This is a genomic window from Arthrobacter tumbae (genome assembly GCF_016907495.1).
GTDB classification, from domain to species: Bacteria; Actinomycetota; Actinomycetes; order Actinomycetales; family Micrococcaceae; genus Arthrobacter_D; species Arthrobacter_D tumbae.
Genome location: NZ_JAFBCC010000001.1, coordinates 1,055,531 through 1,072,574, shown reverse-complemented (window position 1 = coordinate 1,072,574; position 17,044 = coordinate 1,055,531). Strand labels below are relative to the sequence as shown.

The 17,044-nt window shown below is 60.1% G+C and carries 13 protein-coding genes and 1 pseudogene; 5 read left to right on the top strand and 9 right to left on the bottom strand.

Annotated elements, in window-relative coordinates; all coding sequences use genetic code 11:
• Positions 1 to 49 precede the first annotated feature (49 nt).
• On the bottom strand, positions 50 to 679 hold the full coding sequence (locus tag JOD47_RS05105) for a cysteine hydrolase family protein (RefSeq protein WP_204532586.1): 630 nt from the start codon (positions 677 to 679) through the stop codon (positions 50 to 52).
• Between the two features lie 55 nt (positions 680 to 734).
• Positions 735 to 1,823: an LLM class flavin-dependent oxidoreductase gene (locus JOD47_RS05100; protein ID WP_239548016.1), complete on the bottom strand. Its 1,089-nt coding sequence runs from the start codon at positions 1,821 to 1,823 to the stop codon at positions 735 to 737.
• Between the two features lie 95 nt (positions 1,824 to 1,918).
• Here JOD47_RS05100 and JOD47_RS05095 point away from each other — a divergent pair, with 95 nt between their 5' ends.
• On the top strand, positions 1,919 to 2,515 hold the full coding sequence (locus JOD47_RS05095) for a CGNR zinc finger domain-containing protein (protein WP_239548015.1): 597 nt from the start codon (positions 1,919 to 1,921) through the stop codon (positions 2,513 to 2,515).
• A 44-nt stretch (positions 2,516 to 2,559) separates the two neighbouring features.
• Here the strand turns inward: JOD47_RS05095 and JOD47_RS05090 are convergent, their stop codons facing one another.
• The 3 genes from JOD47_RS05090 to JOD47_RS05080 form a co-directional block, all read right to left on the bottom strand.
• Positions 2,560 to 3,549, bottom strand: a complete 990-nt coding sequence (locus JOD47_RS05090; RefSeq protein WP_204532577.1) for a glycoside hydrolase family 43 protein — start codon at positions 3,547 to 3,549, stop codon at positions 2,560 to 2,562.
• Between the two features lie 56 nt (positions 3,550 to 3,605).
• Entirely contained in the window at positions 3,606 to 4,289 is a 684-nt protein-coding gene (locus JOD47_RS05085; protein ID WP_204532575.1) for a DUF2306 domain-containing protein, read from the bottom strand.
• A 62-nt stretch (positions 4,290 to 4,351) separates the two neighbouring features.
• Complete coding sequence (locus JOD47_RS05080; RefSeq protein ID WP_204532573.1) at positions 4,352 to 5,455, bottom strand: type I restriction endonuclease; 1,104 nt, start codon at positions 5,453 to 5,455, stop codon at positions 4,352 to 4,354.
• A 314-nt stretch (positions 5,456 to 5,769) separates the two neighbouring features.
• On the opposite strand from JOD47_RS05080, the gene JOD47_RS17450 reads away from it, so the two are divergent.
• The 4 genes and pseudogenes from JOD47_RS17450 (at position 5,770) to JOD47_RS05060 (ending at position 9,920) form a co-directional block, all read left to right on the top strand.
• Positions 5,770 to 5,967 (top strand): hypothetical protein, encoded by a 198-nt coding sequence (locus JOD47_RS17450; protein WP_239548014.1) that lies wholly within the window; start codon positions 5,770 to 5,772, stop codon positions 5,965 to 5,967.
• Between the two features lie 32 nt (positions 5,968 to 5,999).
• Positions 6,000 to 7,442 (top strand): annotated as a pseudogene (locus JOD47_RS05070) (aspartate ammonia-lyase).
• A gap of 493 nt (positions 7,443 to 7,935) precedes the next feature.
• Positions 7,936 to 9,357 (top strand): reverse transcriptase domain-containing protein, encoded by a 1,422-nt coding sequence (locus JOD47_RS05065; protein WP_307836386.1) that lies wholly within the window; start codon positions 7,936 to 7,938, stop codon positions 9,355 to 9,357.
• Entirely contained in the window at positions 9,354 to 9,920 is a 567-nt protein-coding gene (locus tag JOD47_RS05060) for a hypothetical protein (protein WP_204532569.1), read from the top strand. The genes JOD47_RS05065 and JOD47_RS05060 overlap by 4 nt, the downstream gene beginning before the upstream one ends.
• A 21-nt stretch (positions 9,921 to 9,941) precedes the next feature.
• Here JOD47_RS05060 and JOD47_RS05055 read toward each other — a convergent pair whose 3' ends face one another.
• The 4 genes from JOD47_RS05055 to JOD47_RS05040 form a co-directional block, all read right to left on the bottom strand.
• Positions 9,942 to 12,362, bottom strand: coding sequence for a hypothetical protein (locus JOD47_RS05055; RefSeq protein ID WP_204532567.1), 2,421 nt, complete (start codon positions 12,360 to 12,362; stop codon positions 9,942 to 9,944).
• A 1-nt stretch (position 12,363) separates the two neighbouring features.
• The gene (locus JOD47_RS05050) at positions 12,364 to 13,656 is read right to left on the bottom strand and encodes an alpha/beta fold hydrolase (protein WP_204532565.1); all 1,293 of its coding nucleotides are present in this window, start codon (positions 13,654 to 13,656) and stop codon (positions 12,364 to 12,366) included.
• 521 nt (positions 13,657 to 14,177) lie between these two features.
• The gene (locus JOD47_RS05045; protein ID WP_204532563.1) at positions 14,178 to 15,887 is read right to left on the bottom strand and encodes an IlvD/Edd family dehydratase; all 1,710 of its coding nucleotides are present in this window, start codon (positions 15,885 to 15,887) and stop codon (positions 14,178 to 14,180) included.
• Positions 15,884 to 17,038 (bottom strand): acyl-CoA dehydrogenase family protein, encoded by a 1,155-nt coding sequence (locus JOD47_RS05040; RefSeq protein WP_204532561.1) that lies wholly within the window; start codon positions 17,036 to 17,038, stop codon positions 15,884 to 15,886. Before JOD47_RS05040 ends, JOD47_RS05045 begins: the two co-directional genes overlap by 4 nt.
• Between the last annotated feature and the right edge of the window lie 6 nt (positions 17,039 to 17,044).

Here is a 17,044-nt window from a genome sequence, read left to right as displayed (position 1 = left end):
ACCACTTCACTCCAGTCGGGACTGTGAGAAGAAGGACCGCTTCCTGTTTCTAGCGGATTCCGGCACCCTGAGCGGCGGAGGTGACGAGGTCACTCTTGGGCAGCATCTCGCCTGTGCGTAAGGCGATGGCCCAGGTCGTGGTGTCGGTGACGGAGGCCCAGTTCGAGTGCAGTAGCGCCATGAGGGTTTCGTGGACCTGGCGTGCGGGTGCGGTACCGGCCTCGTTGGCGAGGTCGATTGCTCCGATCGCGTCCGCAAGGACTTCGACGGCGAAGCCGAGGGGCTCGGCGGCTGCAGCGGAGGCGATCACGCAGTTGTTGGTCATGTAGCCGGCGAGAGTGATGGTGTCGATGTTCTGCTCGCGCAACCAGGCTTCAAGGTCCGTGTTTGCGAAGATACTGGAGAACTGCTTGCTGATGCGCTTGGCTGCGGCGTCCTCGTAGGCGGCTACCGTGGGGTGGTTCTGCCAGGTCGACGATCCCGAGGCGAACACTGGGGCTTCCGCCGGGAGTTCGTGCTGGACGAGCACCACAGGCGTGTCGGTTTGCTGGGCCGCGTCGATCGCCGCCTGAATGTTGGTGATGGAGTCTTCGCGGGCCGGGAACTGGATGGGGAGCAGTCCCTCAAAGTATTCGTTTTGGGCGTCGATGACGATGAGGGCTCGGCGTGGTGCGGTCATGAGGTTCTCCTTCAAAGAGGGTTGGTTTGGAGCGTTGGGATGTGGGAAACGAGTTCTACTGCGCGGCGGCCGCGAGCGATGTTTCCAGGCGGGGCATTGCGTAGTGATCGGCCATCAGGCTGATCCCTTCCTGGTCGAGCGAGGTGGAGTGGCCCCCGACGACGAGCATCACCTCATCGGCGCCGGTACGCTCCCGTAGGGCTTCGATACGAGCGGCGACCGTTTCGGGAGTGCCGTGGAAACTGCGGCTGGTGTAGGCATCGATGATGTGCCGCTCCTGCATCGTGGCTTGGTAGGCCTCGACCTCGTCCGGGGGCAGGAGCAGGTAGCCTTCGCCTTTGAACATGCGCAGCATCGCCATGGCCGACGTTGCCGCCTGACGCCTGGCCTCGACCGGGTCGTCGCTGATTGCCGCGGATACGCTGACAAGGGTGTGGGGCTCGGCGAGTACGTCGGAGGGCTGGAAGCTCTCACGGTAGAGGCTCATGGCTGTGTCGACGTCGGCGTCGCCGAACTGCAGCGCGAACGCATATGGTCGGCCGAGTTGCCCGGCCAGTTGGGCCGAGTGCCGCGAGGAACCCAGCACCCACATCTGCGGCGTGCTCGGCGGTGCTGGTACGCGGTTCTCAGCCGCTTGCCAGGGGCCCGGTACCGCGTGGACCTGCCGGTAAGGATGCCCGGACGGGAAGTCATCGCCCAGGAATCCGAGCAGCTCCAATACCTGCTGCGGGAATCCGTCATTGGCGTCCGCTCCCCGACGCAACGCGGCGGCAGTAGCCCCGTCAGTGCCGGGAGCTCGACCCAACCCGAGATCGATCCGGCCCGGGGCCAGCGCCTCCAACATCCCGAATTGCTCGGCGATCAGCAGCGGGGAATGGTTAGGCAGCATCACCCCGCCAGCACCGAGACGGATGCGCGTTGTCTCTGAGATGAGGCGGGCGATCATCAACGGAGGTGACGATACGGAGGTCGCTCCCATCCCGTGATGCTCGGACATCCAGAACCTATGAAAGCCGCGCTCATCGGCAGTCCGCGCAAGCGAGATGGCGCTCTGGAGGCCCTCCGCGGCAGTCATCCCGACGCCGGTGCCGCCAGCGGAGAGCACTGACAGCGTGAACGGCGCCGAACCAGACGGTTGACTCAACTCCACAACAACTCCTCACGGGAAAGCAATATTTTTAGCATGATAAGAGCCTAGCATCGTTCTCACGCCTAATAGCTACTGATACCATGAGAACCATGACTGAGACTCTGTTAACAGCTGCGCCGGGGGCCCAGGAACACCCGAGCCTCGCCCTCGTCAACAGCGCAGGCAACGCGGCCGGCGGCAGGGGCTATGACGAGCTGAGTACTCCTGAAGCCGCGACGGCTTGGCTGGCGGCGCGCGATCTCGTCAGAGCAGAAGCTGTGCTGTACGAGCATTGCCAGGGCCGGCTCGTGACGCTGCGCGCGGATCTGCGAGATCTCTTCACCGCCCACACCACCGGAGACGCCCCCACGACGTCTGCGGTACACGGGCTGAACTCCGCCCTGACCTCTGTCCCCGGCGCTCTGCTGTTACGGTTCGACCCACAAGCGGGATTCACCCGTCGCGCCGACCACCCCGTGACCCAGGTCGTAGAACACGTCATGGCCGTGATTGCCGATGATGCCGCCTCCCTGCTCAGCGGTGACCAAGCCTCACAGCTCGCGTCTTGCGAAGCGGACTCCTGCCAACGGTTCTTCGTCCGCACCCACGCCCGACGCCAATGGTGCTCAACCCGTTGCGGCGACCGGGTCCGCGCAGCGCGTGCCTACTCACGTAAACGCGCAATCCCCAGCGCCCAGGTTGTGTGACGCACCCCGACAGGCGTCCTCGTTATCCAGACCACTTAAGTGAGTCATAGGCCGTGCGGTCGCCCCAATAGCCGAGCGTGTTCCTCCGCGGTAATCGATAGAAGCGATCCGTGGCGCGCAAGCGGCGGCAGGACGGCGTCGTGCACGTGCTTCCACTTCCGCAGTTCCGGGTCAGCGGCTTCGAACAGGTGATAGCCGCTGAGGCCGAACTCGTCGATCAGCAGTAGCGGAGCTGAGCCATTGGAAGGCAGGACGACGGCGGGACCCTCACCCTGCCTGATGTCACCTTTGCCTGCGGCTACTACCCAGGGCTCGAAGTCCGGGTCGAGGAGGCTGCGGCCGCGTTCGATGAAGACGAAAGCGTCCTCCTCGGGGCTGTCGGCCGGCCGGGAGGTCGCGGAGAAGCGGTACCACCAGTCGCCCACCTGCAGGAAGGTCACGTCGATGACGGATTTGCCAAGGTCCAGGTACAGGACGGGCGCGCTGAAGCTGGTGAAGTCGACCGTTTCGGTGACGAACATGCGCTGGTAGTCATTTCCTTCCTCACCGGTGCCCGGCAGGGAGGATGCGAAGAACACCAGCCACGCGTTGCGTTCCTCGGACCAGAAGCCTTTCGGTGCCCAGGCGTTGCCGGCGTCCTCGCGTGCGATGGGAACCAGCCGCGGGCCCGACCACGTGATGAGGTCATCGGATTCCCACACGAGGATCGACCTGCTGCCGCGGTGTTCGGCTCGGTCCCAGTCGCCGTCGGTCGCTATCCTCAGGTCGGTGGCGAGGACCACGAACTTGTCGCGGGTGTGATCGCGGAAGATGAAGGGATCGCGGGCGCCGCGCTCGCCGACGTCGCTGGTCAGGATAGGGGGGCCGTCATTCAGGGCGGTCCACCTCCTGGCATCCGGGCCGGCATTCACTGCGAGGCGGACCTGCTCGCCGTCCTCCTCCGTCTCTGGCGTGAAGTAGGCGAAGAGCCAGCGCTGGGAGGCAGCGTCGTCGTCGTTGGTTGTGTTGGCGGTATCGGTGAGAGGGGAAGTCACGCGAGACAGTCTGTCAGACGCTGATCCGCATGCCGTGGGGAACTGCTCATCGGTGGTCATCCTGTCAGGGCCGGGGTGCGGCGCAGCCACCATTCGCCGACGGCGACGTGCATCGAGAGCGCGAGCCAGAAGGCGATGCCGAACATCGTCGGGTCCAGGGTGGCCGGCGTCGTTCCCCCGGAGATTCCCTGTTCGATGCCCTCGAAGATTCCCACCCAGATCCTGATGGTGCCGACGCCGAGCCCGACGGCGAATGCGCGGATCATCCAGCGGCGATGCTGCGGTACCTCGTGACGCCGGATCGCGAGGAACGCGAGCACGAGACAGGCCAGGAACCAGCAGCCGAACACTAGTGTCGCGATGGACTCGGGGGCGCCTCCCCAGGCGTGGGGGATGCCGAAGAGGAGTGCGAACAGCCCGGAGAGTAGGGCGCAGCTGAGCAGTACCCGCCCAAGCCGCCGATGCACGGTGTAGTGCCGGGTTCGGAACCGCCGTGATAGCTGCAGCGGTGCTCCCAGGAGGAAAACGATGCCCGGCGCTATATGGAGGTAAGCAAGCCAAGGGTGGGCGACGTACCGTTGGCCGAAATCGTCGTCGGGTGCAGTTCCGGCGAGGATGTTGGGCCAGTCCGACGCCACCCGGATCGCCGCGAAGACCAGCACGATGGTGACCAGCACGCCGATTGCCACTGCGGCACGACGCACGAGCCGCGGGCTTGCAGTCGCCAGCTTCTCCGCCACGAGCGGATCGTCGCACCAAGTGGGTTGGGTGTCAATGGTTACGGCGCTATCCTGCGCAAGCGTCAGTTCGCTGAAGGCTCCAGATACGCTCTCACCGAAGTACGTAGCGCTTCCGTGTGCTCATAAATCTCGTCCAAAGAGCTGATCGGCACCCGAGTCTCCGCCTTGTTCTCGTCGAACAGTCCGAGGTACTTCTGCAGGCGATTAAAGTGCAGGCGAGCGATTGGCTTGCGGTTGTTGTCGTCGAGGAGGACCGCACAGTACGACTTGGCGTCACGCTGAACGATTCGGGCCGGCTTCACATCGCCGCAGACGATTGCACGGACAATATGGAAGCCCTCCATCTCTTCGAGAGTCGTCTCGATGCCCGTCTCGACAAGGTCTTCTTCTACAGATGCTTCGCTAGTGACCGTCGCCGCAATCTCGGCATCGTTAGCCATTGGAAAATTTGGAGCGCCCAACGCGGTCTTGAGACGTTCGTTGACTTGCTCGTTGAGAAACTGCTTGGTGGCTTTGGTGACGAGCCCCGTGAATTGATCCCGCACCTTCTGGGTGAACGGACCGTCGTACACCTTCGATGTGAGGAATTTGATCCAGTCGTCCGCGGGCTCGCGGAACTCCGCTGCTATAGCTCGTTTGATAGCGCCGATGTACTTCAGCTCGCCGGCCGCGCTGATGATGGAGTCGAGGTCGAATTCATCCTTGGAGAGCTTCATCAGCTCCGGTATGAGGGTTTCATCGACGTCATTCAGGTCGAGTACCAAAAACGGCTTGGCATCCATCCGGTTCGGCGCGTCCAGGTCCGTGAAGAACTCGTAGACCTCGCCGTTAGTAAGGATGGCAATCCGTGCATTCGTCACTGCGAAGTAGCGGAAGAGCTGCGATGCATGCTCAATACGGAGTGGTTCTTTGGACTTCTTGCACTCCATGAGAATCTGCACCGTGCCACCGTGCATGATCGCGTAGTCAATCTTCTCGCCCTTTTTCACGCCGACGTCGGCGATGAACTCAGGCACGACCTCAAGTGGATTGAAGACGTCATACCCGAGAATCGTCGAGATGAACGGCATGACGAACGCGTTCTTGGTCGCTTCTTCCGTCTCGATCTGACCCTTCTGCTGGCGCACCTTTGCGGCAAGCGCGGTCAGACGTTCTGCAAACTCCATTGTTTCCCCCTCGAAGTAGTTGATCCTTACAGTAGCTAAGAGTCGTTCGTGGATCATCGGGAAACACGGTTGGGCTCAGCACTGTTGCAGGAAAGTCACCGAACTGTCTTCGAATCTGCGCGACGTACTCGTGCGCGTTTTCGGTAGATTACGCGAACCGGGTTGGCCCCCTGGCATCCGGGTGTGAGCTGTCGATTACGCCGGAGTCCGAGCCGTACTCGGAGTTCCGGACCGACCAGCGTGCCCTCGCACTGTACGTCCAGCACGCCGAGTCGCTGGGGCGGGACTTCAACGCGTCGCCTGAACAGGCGACCATGAACCGCGCCTCCACCGACATGGGCAACGTGTCGCAGGTGGTTCCGGCCATCCACCCCTACATAGGTCTGGGCTGCTTCCCGGCAGCCAATCATCAGCCCAGCTTCGCGGCACACTGTGTCGGTGAGGCAGCGAATCAAGCAATTTACGACGGCGCTGCCGCCCTGGCGCTCACCGCGCTGGACTATCTGGCCTAGCCTGCACTACACCACCCACGCAGAAAGAGATCATGGACAGCCAAGAGTCACCGTCGACTGGCGACGTGCGATTCGAACGAGACAGCCTCGGAGAACGGGAAGTTCCCGCCGATGCGTACTGGGGCATCAGTACCCTGCGCGCTGTGGAGCACTTCCCGGTCAGTGGGCGGACCATCGGCACCATGCGGTCCCTGCTCTGGGGCTTTGGTGCCATCAAAGCTGCGGCTGCTCGGACCAACGAGAAGCTGGGGCTGCTGGAACCGCCTCGCTCGGCAACGATCCAGGCAGCATCTCGCGAGGTGATGGACGGGCTGCTTGACGAGCACTTGGTCGTTGATCGAATTCAGGGCGGTGCGGGGACCAGCACCAATATGAACGTCAACGAGGTGGTCGCGAACCGCGCGCTCGAGCTTCTCGGCCACACGAAGGGCGATTACTCGGCCCTGCATCCGATTGACGATGTGAACCGCAGCCAGTCAACCAACGACACCTATCCGACCGCCATCAAGATCGCTCTGTAGCGCGAGCTGACCACGTTGTGCGACGAACACCAGCGACTCAGCAACGCCTTTGCGGCGAAGGCCCAGGAGTTTGCGGACATCGTCAAGGTCGGGCGGACCCAGTTGCAGGACGCTGTGCCGATGACCCTGGGTCAGGAGTTCGGGGCGTTCGCCGAGACTTTGCGGGAGGACCGAAAGCGACTGCTCGAGCTGCTGCCTCATCTGCGCGAGTCAAACCTCGGCGCAACGGCAATTGGCACCGGGATCACAGCGCCGCCTGGCTACCGCGAAGCCGTCATCGAGGAACTTAACGCCCTAACCGGTATGCGGCTCGTCTCCGCGACGGACCTGGTGGAGGCAACGAGCGACACCGGTGTCTTTATGTTGGTTTCCGGTGTGCTGAAGCGCGCCGCGGTGAAGCTTTCGAAGATCTGCAACGACTTACGTCTGCTTTCATCAGGTCCGCAAACGGGCTTCGGGGAAATTTTCCTGCCGGCGGTTCAAATGGGATCGTCGATCATGCCGGGAAAGGTGAACCCGGTCATTCCAGAGATGGTCAACCAGGTGGCTTTCCGGATCGTCGGTGCCGACTCCACCGTGACGATGGCCGTCGAGGCAGGCCAGCTCCAACTCAGCGCTTTCGAACCTGTGATCGCTGATGAGCTGCTCGAATCACTCGGCTGGCTCACCGCCGCCTGCCGGCTGCTGCGTACACACTGTGTCGACGACATTCGGGCAAACACAGCGATGCTTCAGCAGCGGATGATCGAATCCATCAGCGTTGTCACTGGTCTAACTCCCTTGATCGGTTACGCGGCGGCCGCAAACCTGGCCAAGGAGGCGTTAGCCAGTAACCGAACTATCGCGGCGCTGGCCGTTGAACGAGGTCTCCTGAACGAACAGCGGCTTTCACTCGCCCTGTCCCCCGGCGGCATGGCAGGTCTGGACCTGAAAAAATCAGTATCAGCCTTGTAGACCAAGGTCGGCGAGCGTCGCTGTCAAGGACTTCGACTTCTGCAAGGGATTGGAGCGCTTCCCGGTTTCAACACGTCGCGCGCACCCGGCGGGATGGTTCACACCTGCGACCTTATGGAAGGTTGCCATCGCCGCCGCGGCGGGAGCTGCTGTGTCGCGGTTGAAACGCCGGGGCGAAATAAGGTGCTTGCGAAGCAACCGAACGGTTAGCTTCCCGAACGCCCTGCCCGATTCGTGTTTAGAGCGAAGGGCTGCAATTGCAAGACCCTACCTACGTCGGCTCAACTAATTCCAGACGCTGCTCCTTCAGGGAGCTCCCGGAATCCGTCCGGTTCACCCATTCACCGGATTCAAAACAGTCGGTGGTAGGCGGTTTCGTTGGGTAGCATGCCTATAGACACAGCGAACTTAGGAGCGTTGATTGCGAATAGAAAAGTCGGTCCTGAAGACTCTGGATCTAAGAGCCGCAGCGGAGGCGGTAACCACGCAACCGATGGACCGACTGCCCCTGATGATCACCGACAGATGCTTGTCGGAATCAGTTCGAGAACTAGTTCAATTCGTCGATGCTACTTATGCCACGGGCGCTCATCCATATAGCGAAACGTTGACAATGCCCAGAGCAAGTTCTGGGCCGAGACCAGTGAATATCATCGCTGCACAGGATCGCATCATCTATCATGCATTAGTCGAGCGACTTCGCCCCGCATTACCTCCAGAAACGCGATCGAGCGAGAATTGGAGCAAATTCGCCTCAGTCGGTGTCGAATCAAGGGCCGACGCCTATATCGTCGAATTCGACATGGCCTCTTGTTATGAGTATATCGATCATGTGACACTCCGTCGCGAACTCATCCTGCAATCCATGGACGTCGAAGGGGTGACGGCCGTGATGGAATTCCTGCAGTCGATCTTCGGCAGGTTTAGAGGTTTGCCTCAACTAATCCGTTCTAGTGATCTATTATCGGATGTGTATCTCGAGGGAATCGAACGGGAATTACTCCGCGGTGGATCTACCCCGGCGCGCTACGCCGATGATTTCAAAGTTGTATCAGAAAATTGGGGTGCAGCTAATACGATAATTGAGACTGCTGCCGACGTAGCGCGAGATTACGGCTTGATCCTGTCCACAGGAAAGACGAATATTCGCAAATCAGTGACGGTCACTGAGGATCGTGCGCGGTTCATCGATTTTCTAGTGAAGTACTTCAATGCAGCTAAGGGGGATTTGAGCCGTGTTGATGTATTTTCTGATAACTACGGGGATCCCGAAGAAGTTGAATCGACCGCAGACTCCAAAGAAGCCTACACCGTTGCTTTCCGACGAATTTTGGACGAGTGGTATGCCGCACAAGTCGGTCATGACTCCGCGGTCAACATTGACTTCCATGCACGCCATATTCCTCTCGCGCTATCCTGGTTACGCGATGCCGACGAGCGAATCGGTGACGACATTCTAGACCAGATCGTCTTTCGTGCCCCACTCAAGCTGAACTCAGTTTTGGCGTACATAAGGTCAAGAAAAGAGCACTTGCTGAACTGGGACACTATCTTGCGACTCGTATCAAGCGAGCGGCAGAGCCCATGGGCAAGATTGTGGTTGCTAAGTGCGGCCCAGGAAGAGTTTCAGTCGGGCGATGTCCTTCCACAACCACTTCTTGACTGGGCGCAGCTGCAATTGGGGGATAAGCATGAATCGGTGCGAGCGGAGGCCGCATGGTTTCTCGGTAGCGTTGGACAGCTAGCTGCGAATGATTTGCGGTTGCTCATCTCGTCCGCCACTCCCTTGTCGCTACCTGCACTCGCTGCAACCACCGCAACTTCGTTTGCTAAGACTGGCATGGCGAAAGCGATAAAAGGGGAGTCGCCTTTGACGAGAGCTGCCTACGCGTGGGGCGAAAAGCATTCTGCATGATACCCAAAGAAATTTCCGCCGAAGCAGAGAACGCATTGCGTAAAATCGCAGAGCTCACCATACTGACTTCCCCCTCTGCCGTCGAAGTCCGCCAGATTGTGATCGCTTGTGCCAGCTTGATGGAAGCCTACACGGACATAGCCAATGCAACTTTGATTGATGGTTCAGAGGTGTCTCGCTCCACCCTTGGGATGGCATTGCTTGAGGAAGCGCGATCCGACCTGTCACGTAGCTGGGATCGTCGTCTTTTCTGGTTCGAGACAGTGGCTGGTATGCAACTCAAGGGCAGTCACTCCACTCAAGCGGCGATGATCTTAGTCGATCTGCGTAATTCGCTGGCGCACGGAACAGGTGGGCTATCTGCATATCAGCGAGAAGCTCGTGATGGGGGGCGCCGGCTGGTGAAGGATCTCAGCTCAGTGCTTGGTGTCGACATTGGTAATGGTGGAGAACTGATTCTGTCGCCAGAAACCGCGAGGCAGGCGATCTTAATCTGCCGCGATTTCGTGCTCACCTTGGATAACCATTTTGTCGGAGCTGTGCGCCCTAGGGTCAACCCGTAGATAAGTCGTGATTCATTATGCTCATCCATCCCGTCGCCCTGCCGAGGAGCCTGGACTTCTCGCCGGGAGCAGATCCTTAAGGACAAGCTCGGCTTGCTGTCTAACTCCGTAGTGGATGTGGGTAGCTGCTAGAGCTTGCACTTTTTTCAGCAGCCCGGGGGACATGGGAACCGCGGTCTTGCGAAGTCCAAAGAGAGCCAACATAGGGATCCGCGCGCCGTCCTCATCGAGCAGAATAGAGAGCCTCTGATCAATGTGAGACAGGAGGGGGGAGGTCTCACGCCGCATGTAGCCCAGTGTCGCCGCCGCTTCGGCTCGAGTCCTGTAGTCAGCGTCGAAAGTGGCACCAATTGCAGTAGCGAATACCCAGTCAGTCTGAGGGGCGTTCTCAGCAAGGACTTGAAGGGTCTTCACTCCCTCCACACGGGCCTTCGCGTTGTCGCTCGCGATTAGGCGGCCGAACAGCACGACAAGCTCGTCATTCGGTAGGAGGCTTAAAGCTGCTATCAGCTGCACGGCTTCCGGATAGGGATCGATATCCTCGCTGAAGAACCCAGATGTAGAACTAAGAAGACCAGCTGGGTTTTGTTTCAGTCGATCAAGGAAGGACGAGGGCAACGATCCGATATGGCGCAAGAGACGTCGGTAGACAGGTGACTTGTCACTGCGTTGCACTACCGGATCGAGCAGATATTCACCTACATCTGTCCAGATTGGCGACTCCTGATTCGCCAGCCCGAATACGACCGCTAACTCACCTTCCGGCAACCCTCCCCCGGAGAACACCCCCTTCATAGCGCTTTCGCGGGTTTTGGCCATGGCCTCCCGTAGGACGCGCTCGACCGCAGCACGAGTAGCCCCGGAGAGCTGGTACCCCTGGACGAGCTGCAAATTCAACAGCTCGGCGACCCGCCTCAAATCGAGCCTGTCCTCCTCTACGTCAGGTATCGGCGCGCGTTCGGCCAAGACTGTCGCTGTACGCAATGTTCGCGACAGTTCGGAGTGTGGGTCAATCGAGCCTTTCAGAGCAGCGCGAACGCATTCTCTGAAAGACTCGTCGTTCCACACTTCGTTGTGCAGCCGATCGAAGAGACGGATCGACTCGTGATCGGCGGAGTTGCGCGTAGTACGTTGAAGCAAGAGTTTTGCTATTTCGGCCTCACGGTCGGCGCGGCGTGCCAGTATTATCGCTGCGCGCCAAACGTACTCAAATCTGAACTCGTTGGACTCCCAGGTACGTCCACGCTGAATTTTCGGGACAGCGCTCGCTTCCAAAACCAGATTCAGCGCTTCGCTAGCAGTTTTCGGGTCCAGGAGCTCGGATGAGGATTCCAGCAATAGGAAATCGAGCTGGTCCATCAAATTTGGCGCCGGCCGCTCGCTGATTAGCCGAGATGCCTGATTCCTCAAGACTTTCAACGGACCTTCGATCCTTATGCTTGCCAAGCCATACTCGAAATCCTTCTTGCTGCGCGAAGTCCGAAGAAGCCGGAGCGCGTCCTCGACTCTCCAGTCTTGGGAGAGATTGCGACCCCGTAAGTACCTCAAGCTACCTAGTAATTTTCGAAGGTTAAGGGCAGCAAGGTGACCACTAAACTCCGCGTGCATCAACGCTTCCGATAGCTCCGCGTCTCCGTCTGTCAAGGACGATGCAAGGTTGTTGTCGAGATTCGATCTATATGAATGCTCGAGGAACATTGACAAGCCGGACGCCACCCGGCTTCTCAACTGAAGGGCTTCATAGTCCGACGCTTGGCGAACTAGTTCTAAGCGGGCGGTCCAATCCTTACTGATCTGAATGAAATGGAGGTCATTAGCTGCACGTAGGAACTGATGCATGGCTCTTACGGTTTCCTGCGACCCCCAAGCGACGCCTCTGCTTAGCTCGAAGGCAGGAATTTGATCGGCCTTGAACTTCGTCAGGTACAACTTGGCTTGCTGAGCTTCAGCGACACCTTCGGCCCCTTCATCCCATCGGCGGAGGGCTAGGTTTTGGAATATCACGGCGAGCAAAAGCTCTTTGTTCAGAACATCGCTACTCGATATTTGCTCGGCGACGTCTCCTAGGATCTTCATCGACGATCTGTGTTTACCTAATTCTGCGAAGAACGAAGAACTTAGTACGGCACATACCGTCTTCTCCAGGGGGGTCGAAGAACTCGATCTAGCCCGTTCAGCCAGCTCGTTCGCTCCCTGTTGAACAGTACCTGCACTCAGTCCAGCCAGCGCGGAGTCCAATAAAGCTATGCCCGATGTATCGCGGGCCGCGAGATCGCGATAACCTTCAGATTCTCGTTCCCGGCGGTAGGCGTCAATCTGTGCCGTTGTCAGAAGTGCCAGGAGCGACGCAACCGTCACGACTTCGGAACTCCGGAAGTTTGGGTGCAGCGCCACGTCTCGGGGGCGCAGAATAGCCGCAAGTAGCGCGAAGTCTTCAGACATATTAGGCATCCTCGATAGCTTGTCGTTCCGAGCGGTCAAGCGCCCATGTTAAGCTCAATGCCGCTCCAGATGGCGGTTCATGGAGCGGAGCCAGTTTATGCACGCGGTACAGCCAATGCATTATCTCCTCGCGCAGTTCCTCGAGTGAAGTTGCGCCGGCCGCCCATAGGTTGGAGCGATCCCCGAGCAGGAACGCAACCTCATGGACAGCTTCTGATGGCGTTGTCCCGAATACGGAAACTCCGATTGCACGCACAACCTTCCTCTCATGGAGGCTAAGGTCGCTCCGAAGCTTTGACTGAGAATCGCCGGATGCCACGTCCTCGCACCGCAACACGCGGACGCGCAGTTCGACCGCTAGATCCATTGTTTGCCCCGTCATGTCGTCAACCGGTACTTCTTCGGCCGCGGCAAAATCCTCTAGCGCACCCTGATAGGAATCCACCCATTCGCCGTGCGAGGGATGCCCCTCAAACGACGCACGCAGCCTCTTCTGCTGTGGCACAGCGCGCTTGACAGTATTCCAAATGTGTCCGACTTCGAGTACCTTCGTAGCTACCCAATCCGACAAGTTGCGGCCCCGGAGAAAATTGGAGTGGCTTCCTCTGAAGGTCTTTGATCGCTCACTCGCGATCTGCCCCGTTGAACTGTATCGATCAACGACGCGATCTCCAGATGCTTTCGCGGCGAAATGGGGAATCCAAAGCGGACGGGTAGCGGAGGGCGCTAAGTCGACGCACACGTGATCAGCAAAAAATTTGGAGTTGGCACGTTGCAATTCCGAATGGATTGATAACGCCCCGCTCTCTCGAATGGGGATCACAGCAAATGGGATCCATTTGGTGCCCGCCAGCGGGCTTGCGAGTGTGAATAGACACCGGACCCGATCGAGCAGAGGCGACCCAGAGGTGTAATTACGTAGGAAGGCCTCTCGGATGGCCCCCATCGCAATGATTCCACCCATGCTGTGGCCGATCAAAAAGATTGATTCGTGGCGAAGCGCCTCGAGCTCTTCAGTCAATTGTTCGATAATCGATTCAACGCTAGGGCTGTCGTCGAATTTCCTCCGCATCCCGCTGGCGTAGTCGAACAGGGCGATATCAAAATCTCCAGAGAGGTGCTCCAGCAGATTGAGCGGGATGTCGCGCCAAGTGCCGTACCCGCTTCCCCCGAAACCGTGAATGAACACGACCACTTGTGAGGCAAAGGAGTTCTCACGTGCGGAATACACGTGAAGCGACTCGGTGGCGAACTCGCGAGTAGCAAATTCATCCGCTTTAAAGAACTGCGCCAAGACCACCTCTCTGGGTTCCGATGAGCGTAGGGCAAACCTCGGGCGGCTTGAACTTCGGGTCTGGAAAAAGTTCCTTCTGGTCCTCTGCCATTGTGCAGTCTTCCGCTTGCACGCCAGCGTGTTTCCTACATTCTAAGCACCAGCAAGTCGAGAAGTATCAAAGTGTCCCTACTCGACTCTCCTGAGCAGGAAAGGATCCGCTGGTCATGAGTGGCGAGTTTCTCTTACTTCGAGCCGCAGTCTGTAGGGGCGGCCCGGTGGCCTCACACGGCGTTGTGAACAGGGCGCCCGGTAGGTGAAGGGACCCATTGAGCGAAGCTACGGCTTGCGAATTCTCCGATGTTCCTTCAATGGGGCTTCCACCTTCTCGATAAGTCAAAGGATGGCCATCTACGGTCTCGATAGTGACCGGCAGGGCTAGTGATCTGGACCAGGCGTCCGCCGAATAGCAACGAATGTCGCAGCTGAAGAGAGTTGAACTTGTTCGAAGCGTACCGGAACGAGCAACTTGCAATAATTACTCACGCGAGGCGAAGAAATTGAAAGTCACAGCCCTCGTCTGCCTGGGTCACCTCTTGGACGTACAGGCGCCGATACCCACGCTCTGGAATAACCGGCGAAGCAGGACCGAGCTCCTCGGCGCGCCGCTCAAGCTCCTCCTCGGACACTTCTAGCTGCACCAGCCGACGGCTCACGCTCAACGTGACCGTGTCTCCGGTCCGCACCAGCCGCAACGGCCCACCCACAGCAGACTCCGGCGTCACATGTAACACCACCGCACCAGCTGCGGTACCAGACATGCGCCCATCGGAGATCCGCACCATGTCCTTCACGCCCTGCGCAGCGAGCTTCTTCGGGATCGGCAGGTACCCGGCCTCGGGCATGCCGGGATTACCCACCGGGCCGATGTTCTTCAACACCAGAACCGAATCCGGAGTCACGTCCAGCGAAGGGTCATCGATCCGTGCAGCCAGGTCGGCAGCGTTCTCGAACACCACAGCGGGCCCGGAATGCTCGAGCAACGCGGGCGACACTGCAGCCTGCTTAATGATCGCCCCACCTGGAGCCAGATTTCCGCGCAGCACAGCGAGGCTGCCCTGCGGATAGATCGGGTCCGACAACGGCCGGATGATGTCCTGCGGGAAGCCGGGGCCGGCGTCGTCGATCTCTTCACCCAGCGTCCGACCGGTCACCGTCAGCACATCGCGGTTGATCAGCGAACCGAGCTCACGTAGCACGGCCGGCACACCACCGGCACGGTGGAAGTCCTCCATGTAGTACTTGCCCGACGGCTTCAGGTCCACCAGCACCGGCGTCTCGGCGCTCATCCGGTCCAGCTCGTCAAGCGACAGCTTGATCCCCAACCGACCGGCCACAGCGGTCAGGTGAATGATCGCGTTCGTCGAGCCACCGATGGCCAGCAGCATCCGCAGCCCATTCTGGAAGGCCTCAGGCGTCAGGATCGACGACGGCGCAACGCCATCAGTAGCCAGCGCAACCGCCTGCGTTCCGGTCCGCTCGGCGATTCGTACCCGGTCCGCCGTCACCGCCGGAGCCGACGCGGACCCCGGCAGCGCAATGCCCATCGCCTCGGCAATGCACGCCATGGTGCTCGCGGTCCCCATCACCGAGCAGGTCCCAACGCTGCCCACCAGGCGCGAGTTCACGTCGTCGATCTCTGGTTTTGTGATCTCCTGCGCACGGAACTTGCCCCAGAACGCCCGGCAGTCCGTGCACGCACCGACCCGCTCGCCGCGGTATCCGCCGGTCAGCATCGATCCGGTGACCAGCGAGATCGCCGGCACACCGGCCGACGCCGCACCCATCAGCTGCGCCGGCACCGTCTTGTCACACCCGCCGATGAGTACGACGGCGTCCATCGGCTGCGCGCGGATCATCTCCTCCGTGTCCATCGACATCAGGTTCCGCAGGAACATGCTGGTGGGGGAGGAGAAGCTCTCGTGCACCGAGATGGTCGGGAACTCCACCGGCAGCCCACCGGCCAGCATCACGCCACGCTTCACGGCCTCGACCAGCGCCGGCATATTGCCGTGGCACGGGTTGTAGCCGCTGCCGGTGTTCACGATTCCGACGACGGTCCGGTCCAGCGCATCATCCGAGTACCCGGCGCCCTTGATGAACGCCTTGCGGAGGAACAGGGAGAACTCGGCGTCCCCATAGCTGGTGAGGCCGCGGCGCAGACCGGTCGGTTCGGGGGTGGAGTCGCTCATCGGAACGCAGGCGTCCCAGTGATGTGGTTGCCCAAAATCAGCGTGTGCACCTCATCGGTGCCCTCGTACGTGCGCACGCTCTCCAGGTTGTTCGCATGCCGCAGCGGCGAGTAATCCAGCGTGATCCCGTTGCCACCAAGCATCGCCCGGGCTTCCCGGCAGATCTCAATCGCCTCGCGGCAGTTATTCAGCTTTCCCACCGAGATCTGGTACGGCTCCAGAGTTCCCGCATCCTTCAACCGGCCCACCTGCAGCGCCAGCAGCATGCCCTTGTTAATCTCCAGCGCCATGTTCACCAGCTTCTGCTGCGTCAGCTGATACCCGGAGAGCGGCTTGCCGAACTGCAGGCGCTCCTTCGAGTAATTCAGCGCCGCCTCATAGCTGTCACGCGCCGCACCCATCGCACCCCAGATGATGCCGTACCGCGCCTCGTTCAGGCACTCGAAGGGCCCTCGCAGCCCCTTAGCCTTCGGCAGCATCGCAGACTCGGGCAGCCGCACATCCTCGAGCGTGATGTCGCACTGAATCGACGCCCGCATCGACAGCTTCTGGGTGATCGGGGTCGCCGTGAAACCCGGGGTATCGGTGGGGACGACAAAGCCGCGAACGCCGTCGTCGGTCGAGGCCCAAATGATCGCGACCTGCGCGACCGACGCCAGCCCGATCCAGCGCTTGGCGCCGTTGAGCACCCAATCGGACCCATCGCGACGAGCGTTCGTGATCATCGACCCCGGATCGGACCCCGACCCGGGCTCTGTCAGCCCGAAGCAACCGATCACCTCGCCCTTCGCCATGCGCGGCAGCCACTCGTTCTTCTGCTCCTCGGAACCGTGCTTCGCCAGTGCGCTCATCGCCAGCGACCCCTGCACGCTCACGAACGTCCGCAGCCCGGAGTCGCCCGCCTCAAGCTCCATCGCGGCCAGGCCATACTCCACCGAGCTGCGGCCCGGGCAGCCGTAACCCTTGATGTGCATGCCGAGCACACCCAGCTCGGCCATCTTCGGCACGATCTCCAGCGGGAACACCGCGTTGTCATACCACTCCGCGATGTTCGGCTTGATCTCGGTCTGCACAAACTCCCGGACAGAGGCACGCAGCGCAAGCTCCTCCTGCGACAGGAGCGAGTCGATGGACAGAAGGTCAACAGTCATGGTTCT

Bases quoted from the DNA above. Each gene is read 5' to 3' on its own strand.
- JOD47_RS05105 (WP_204532586.1), bottom strand. From the start codon at position 679: ATGACCGCACCACGCCGAGCCCTCATCGTCATCGACGCCCAAAACGAA.
- JOD47_RS05095 (WP_239548015.1), top strand. From the start codon at position 1,919: ATGACTGAGACTCTGTTAACAGCTGCGCCGGGGGCCCAGGAACACCCG.
- JOD47_RS05080 (WP_204532573.1), bottom strand. From the start codon at position 5,455: ATGGAGTTTGCAGAACGTCTGACCGCGCTTGCCGCAAAGGTGCGCCAG.
- JOD47_RS17450 (WP_239548014.1), top strand. From the start codon at position 5,770: ATGAACCGCGCCTCCACCGACATGGGCAACGTGTCGCAGGTGGTTCCG.
- JOD47_RS05065 (WP_307836386.1), top strand. From the start codon at position 7,936: ATGGACCGACTGCCCCTGATGATCACCGACAGATGCTTGTCGGAATCA.
- JOD47_RS05060 (WP_204532569.1), top strand. From the start codon at position 9,354: ATGATACCCAAAGAAATTTCCGCCGAAGCAGAGAACGCATTGCGTAAA.
- JOD47_RS05055 (WP_204532567.1), bottom strand. From the start codon at position 12,362: ATGTCTGAAGACTTCGCGCTACTTGCGGCTATTCTGCGCCCCCGAGAC.
- JOD47_RS05045 (WP_204532563.1), bottom strand. From the start codon at position 15,887: ATGAGCGACTCCACCCCCGAACCGACCGGTCTGCGCCGCGGCCTCACC.
- JOD47_RS05040 (WP_204532561.1), bottom strand. From the start codon at position 17,038: ATGACTGTTGACCTTCTGTCCATCGACTCGCTCCTGTCGCAGGAGGAG.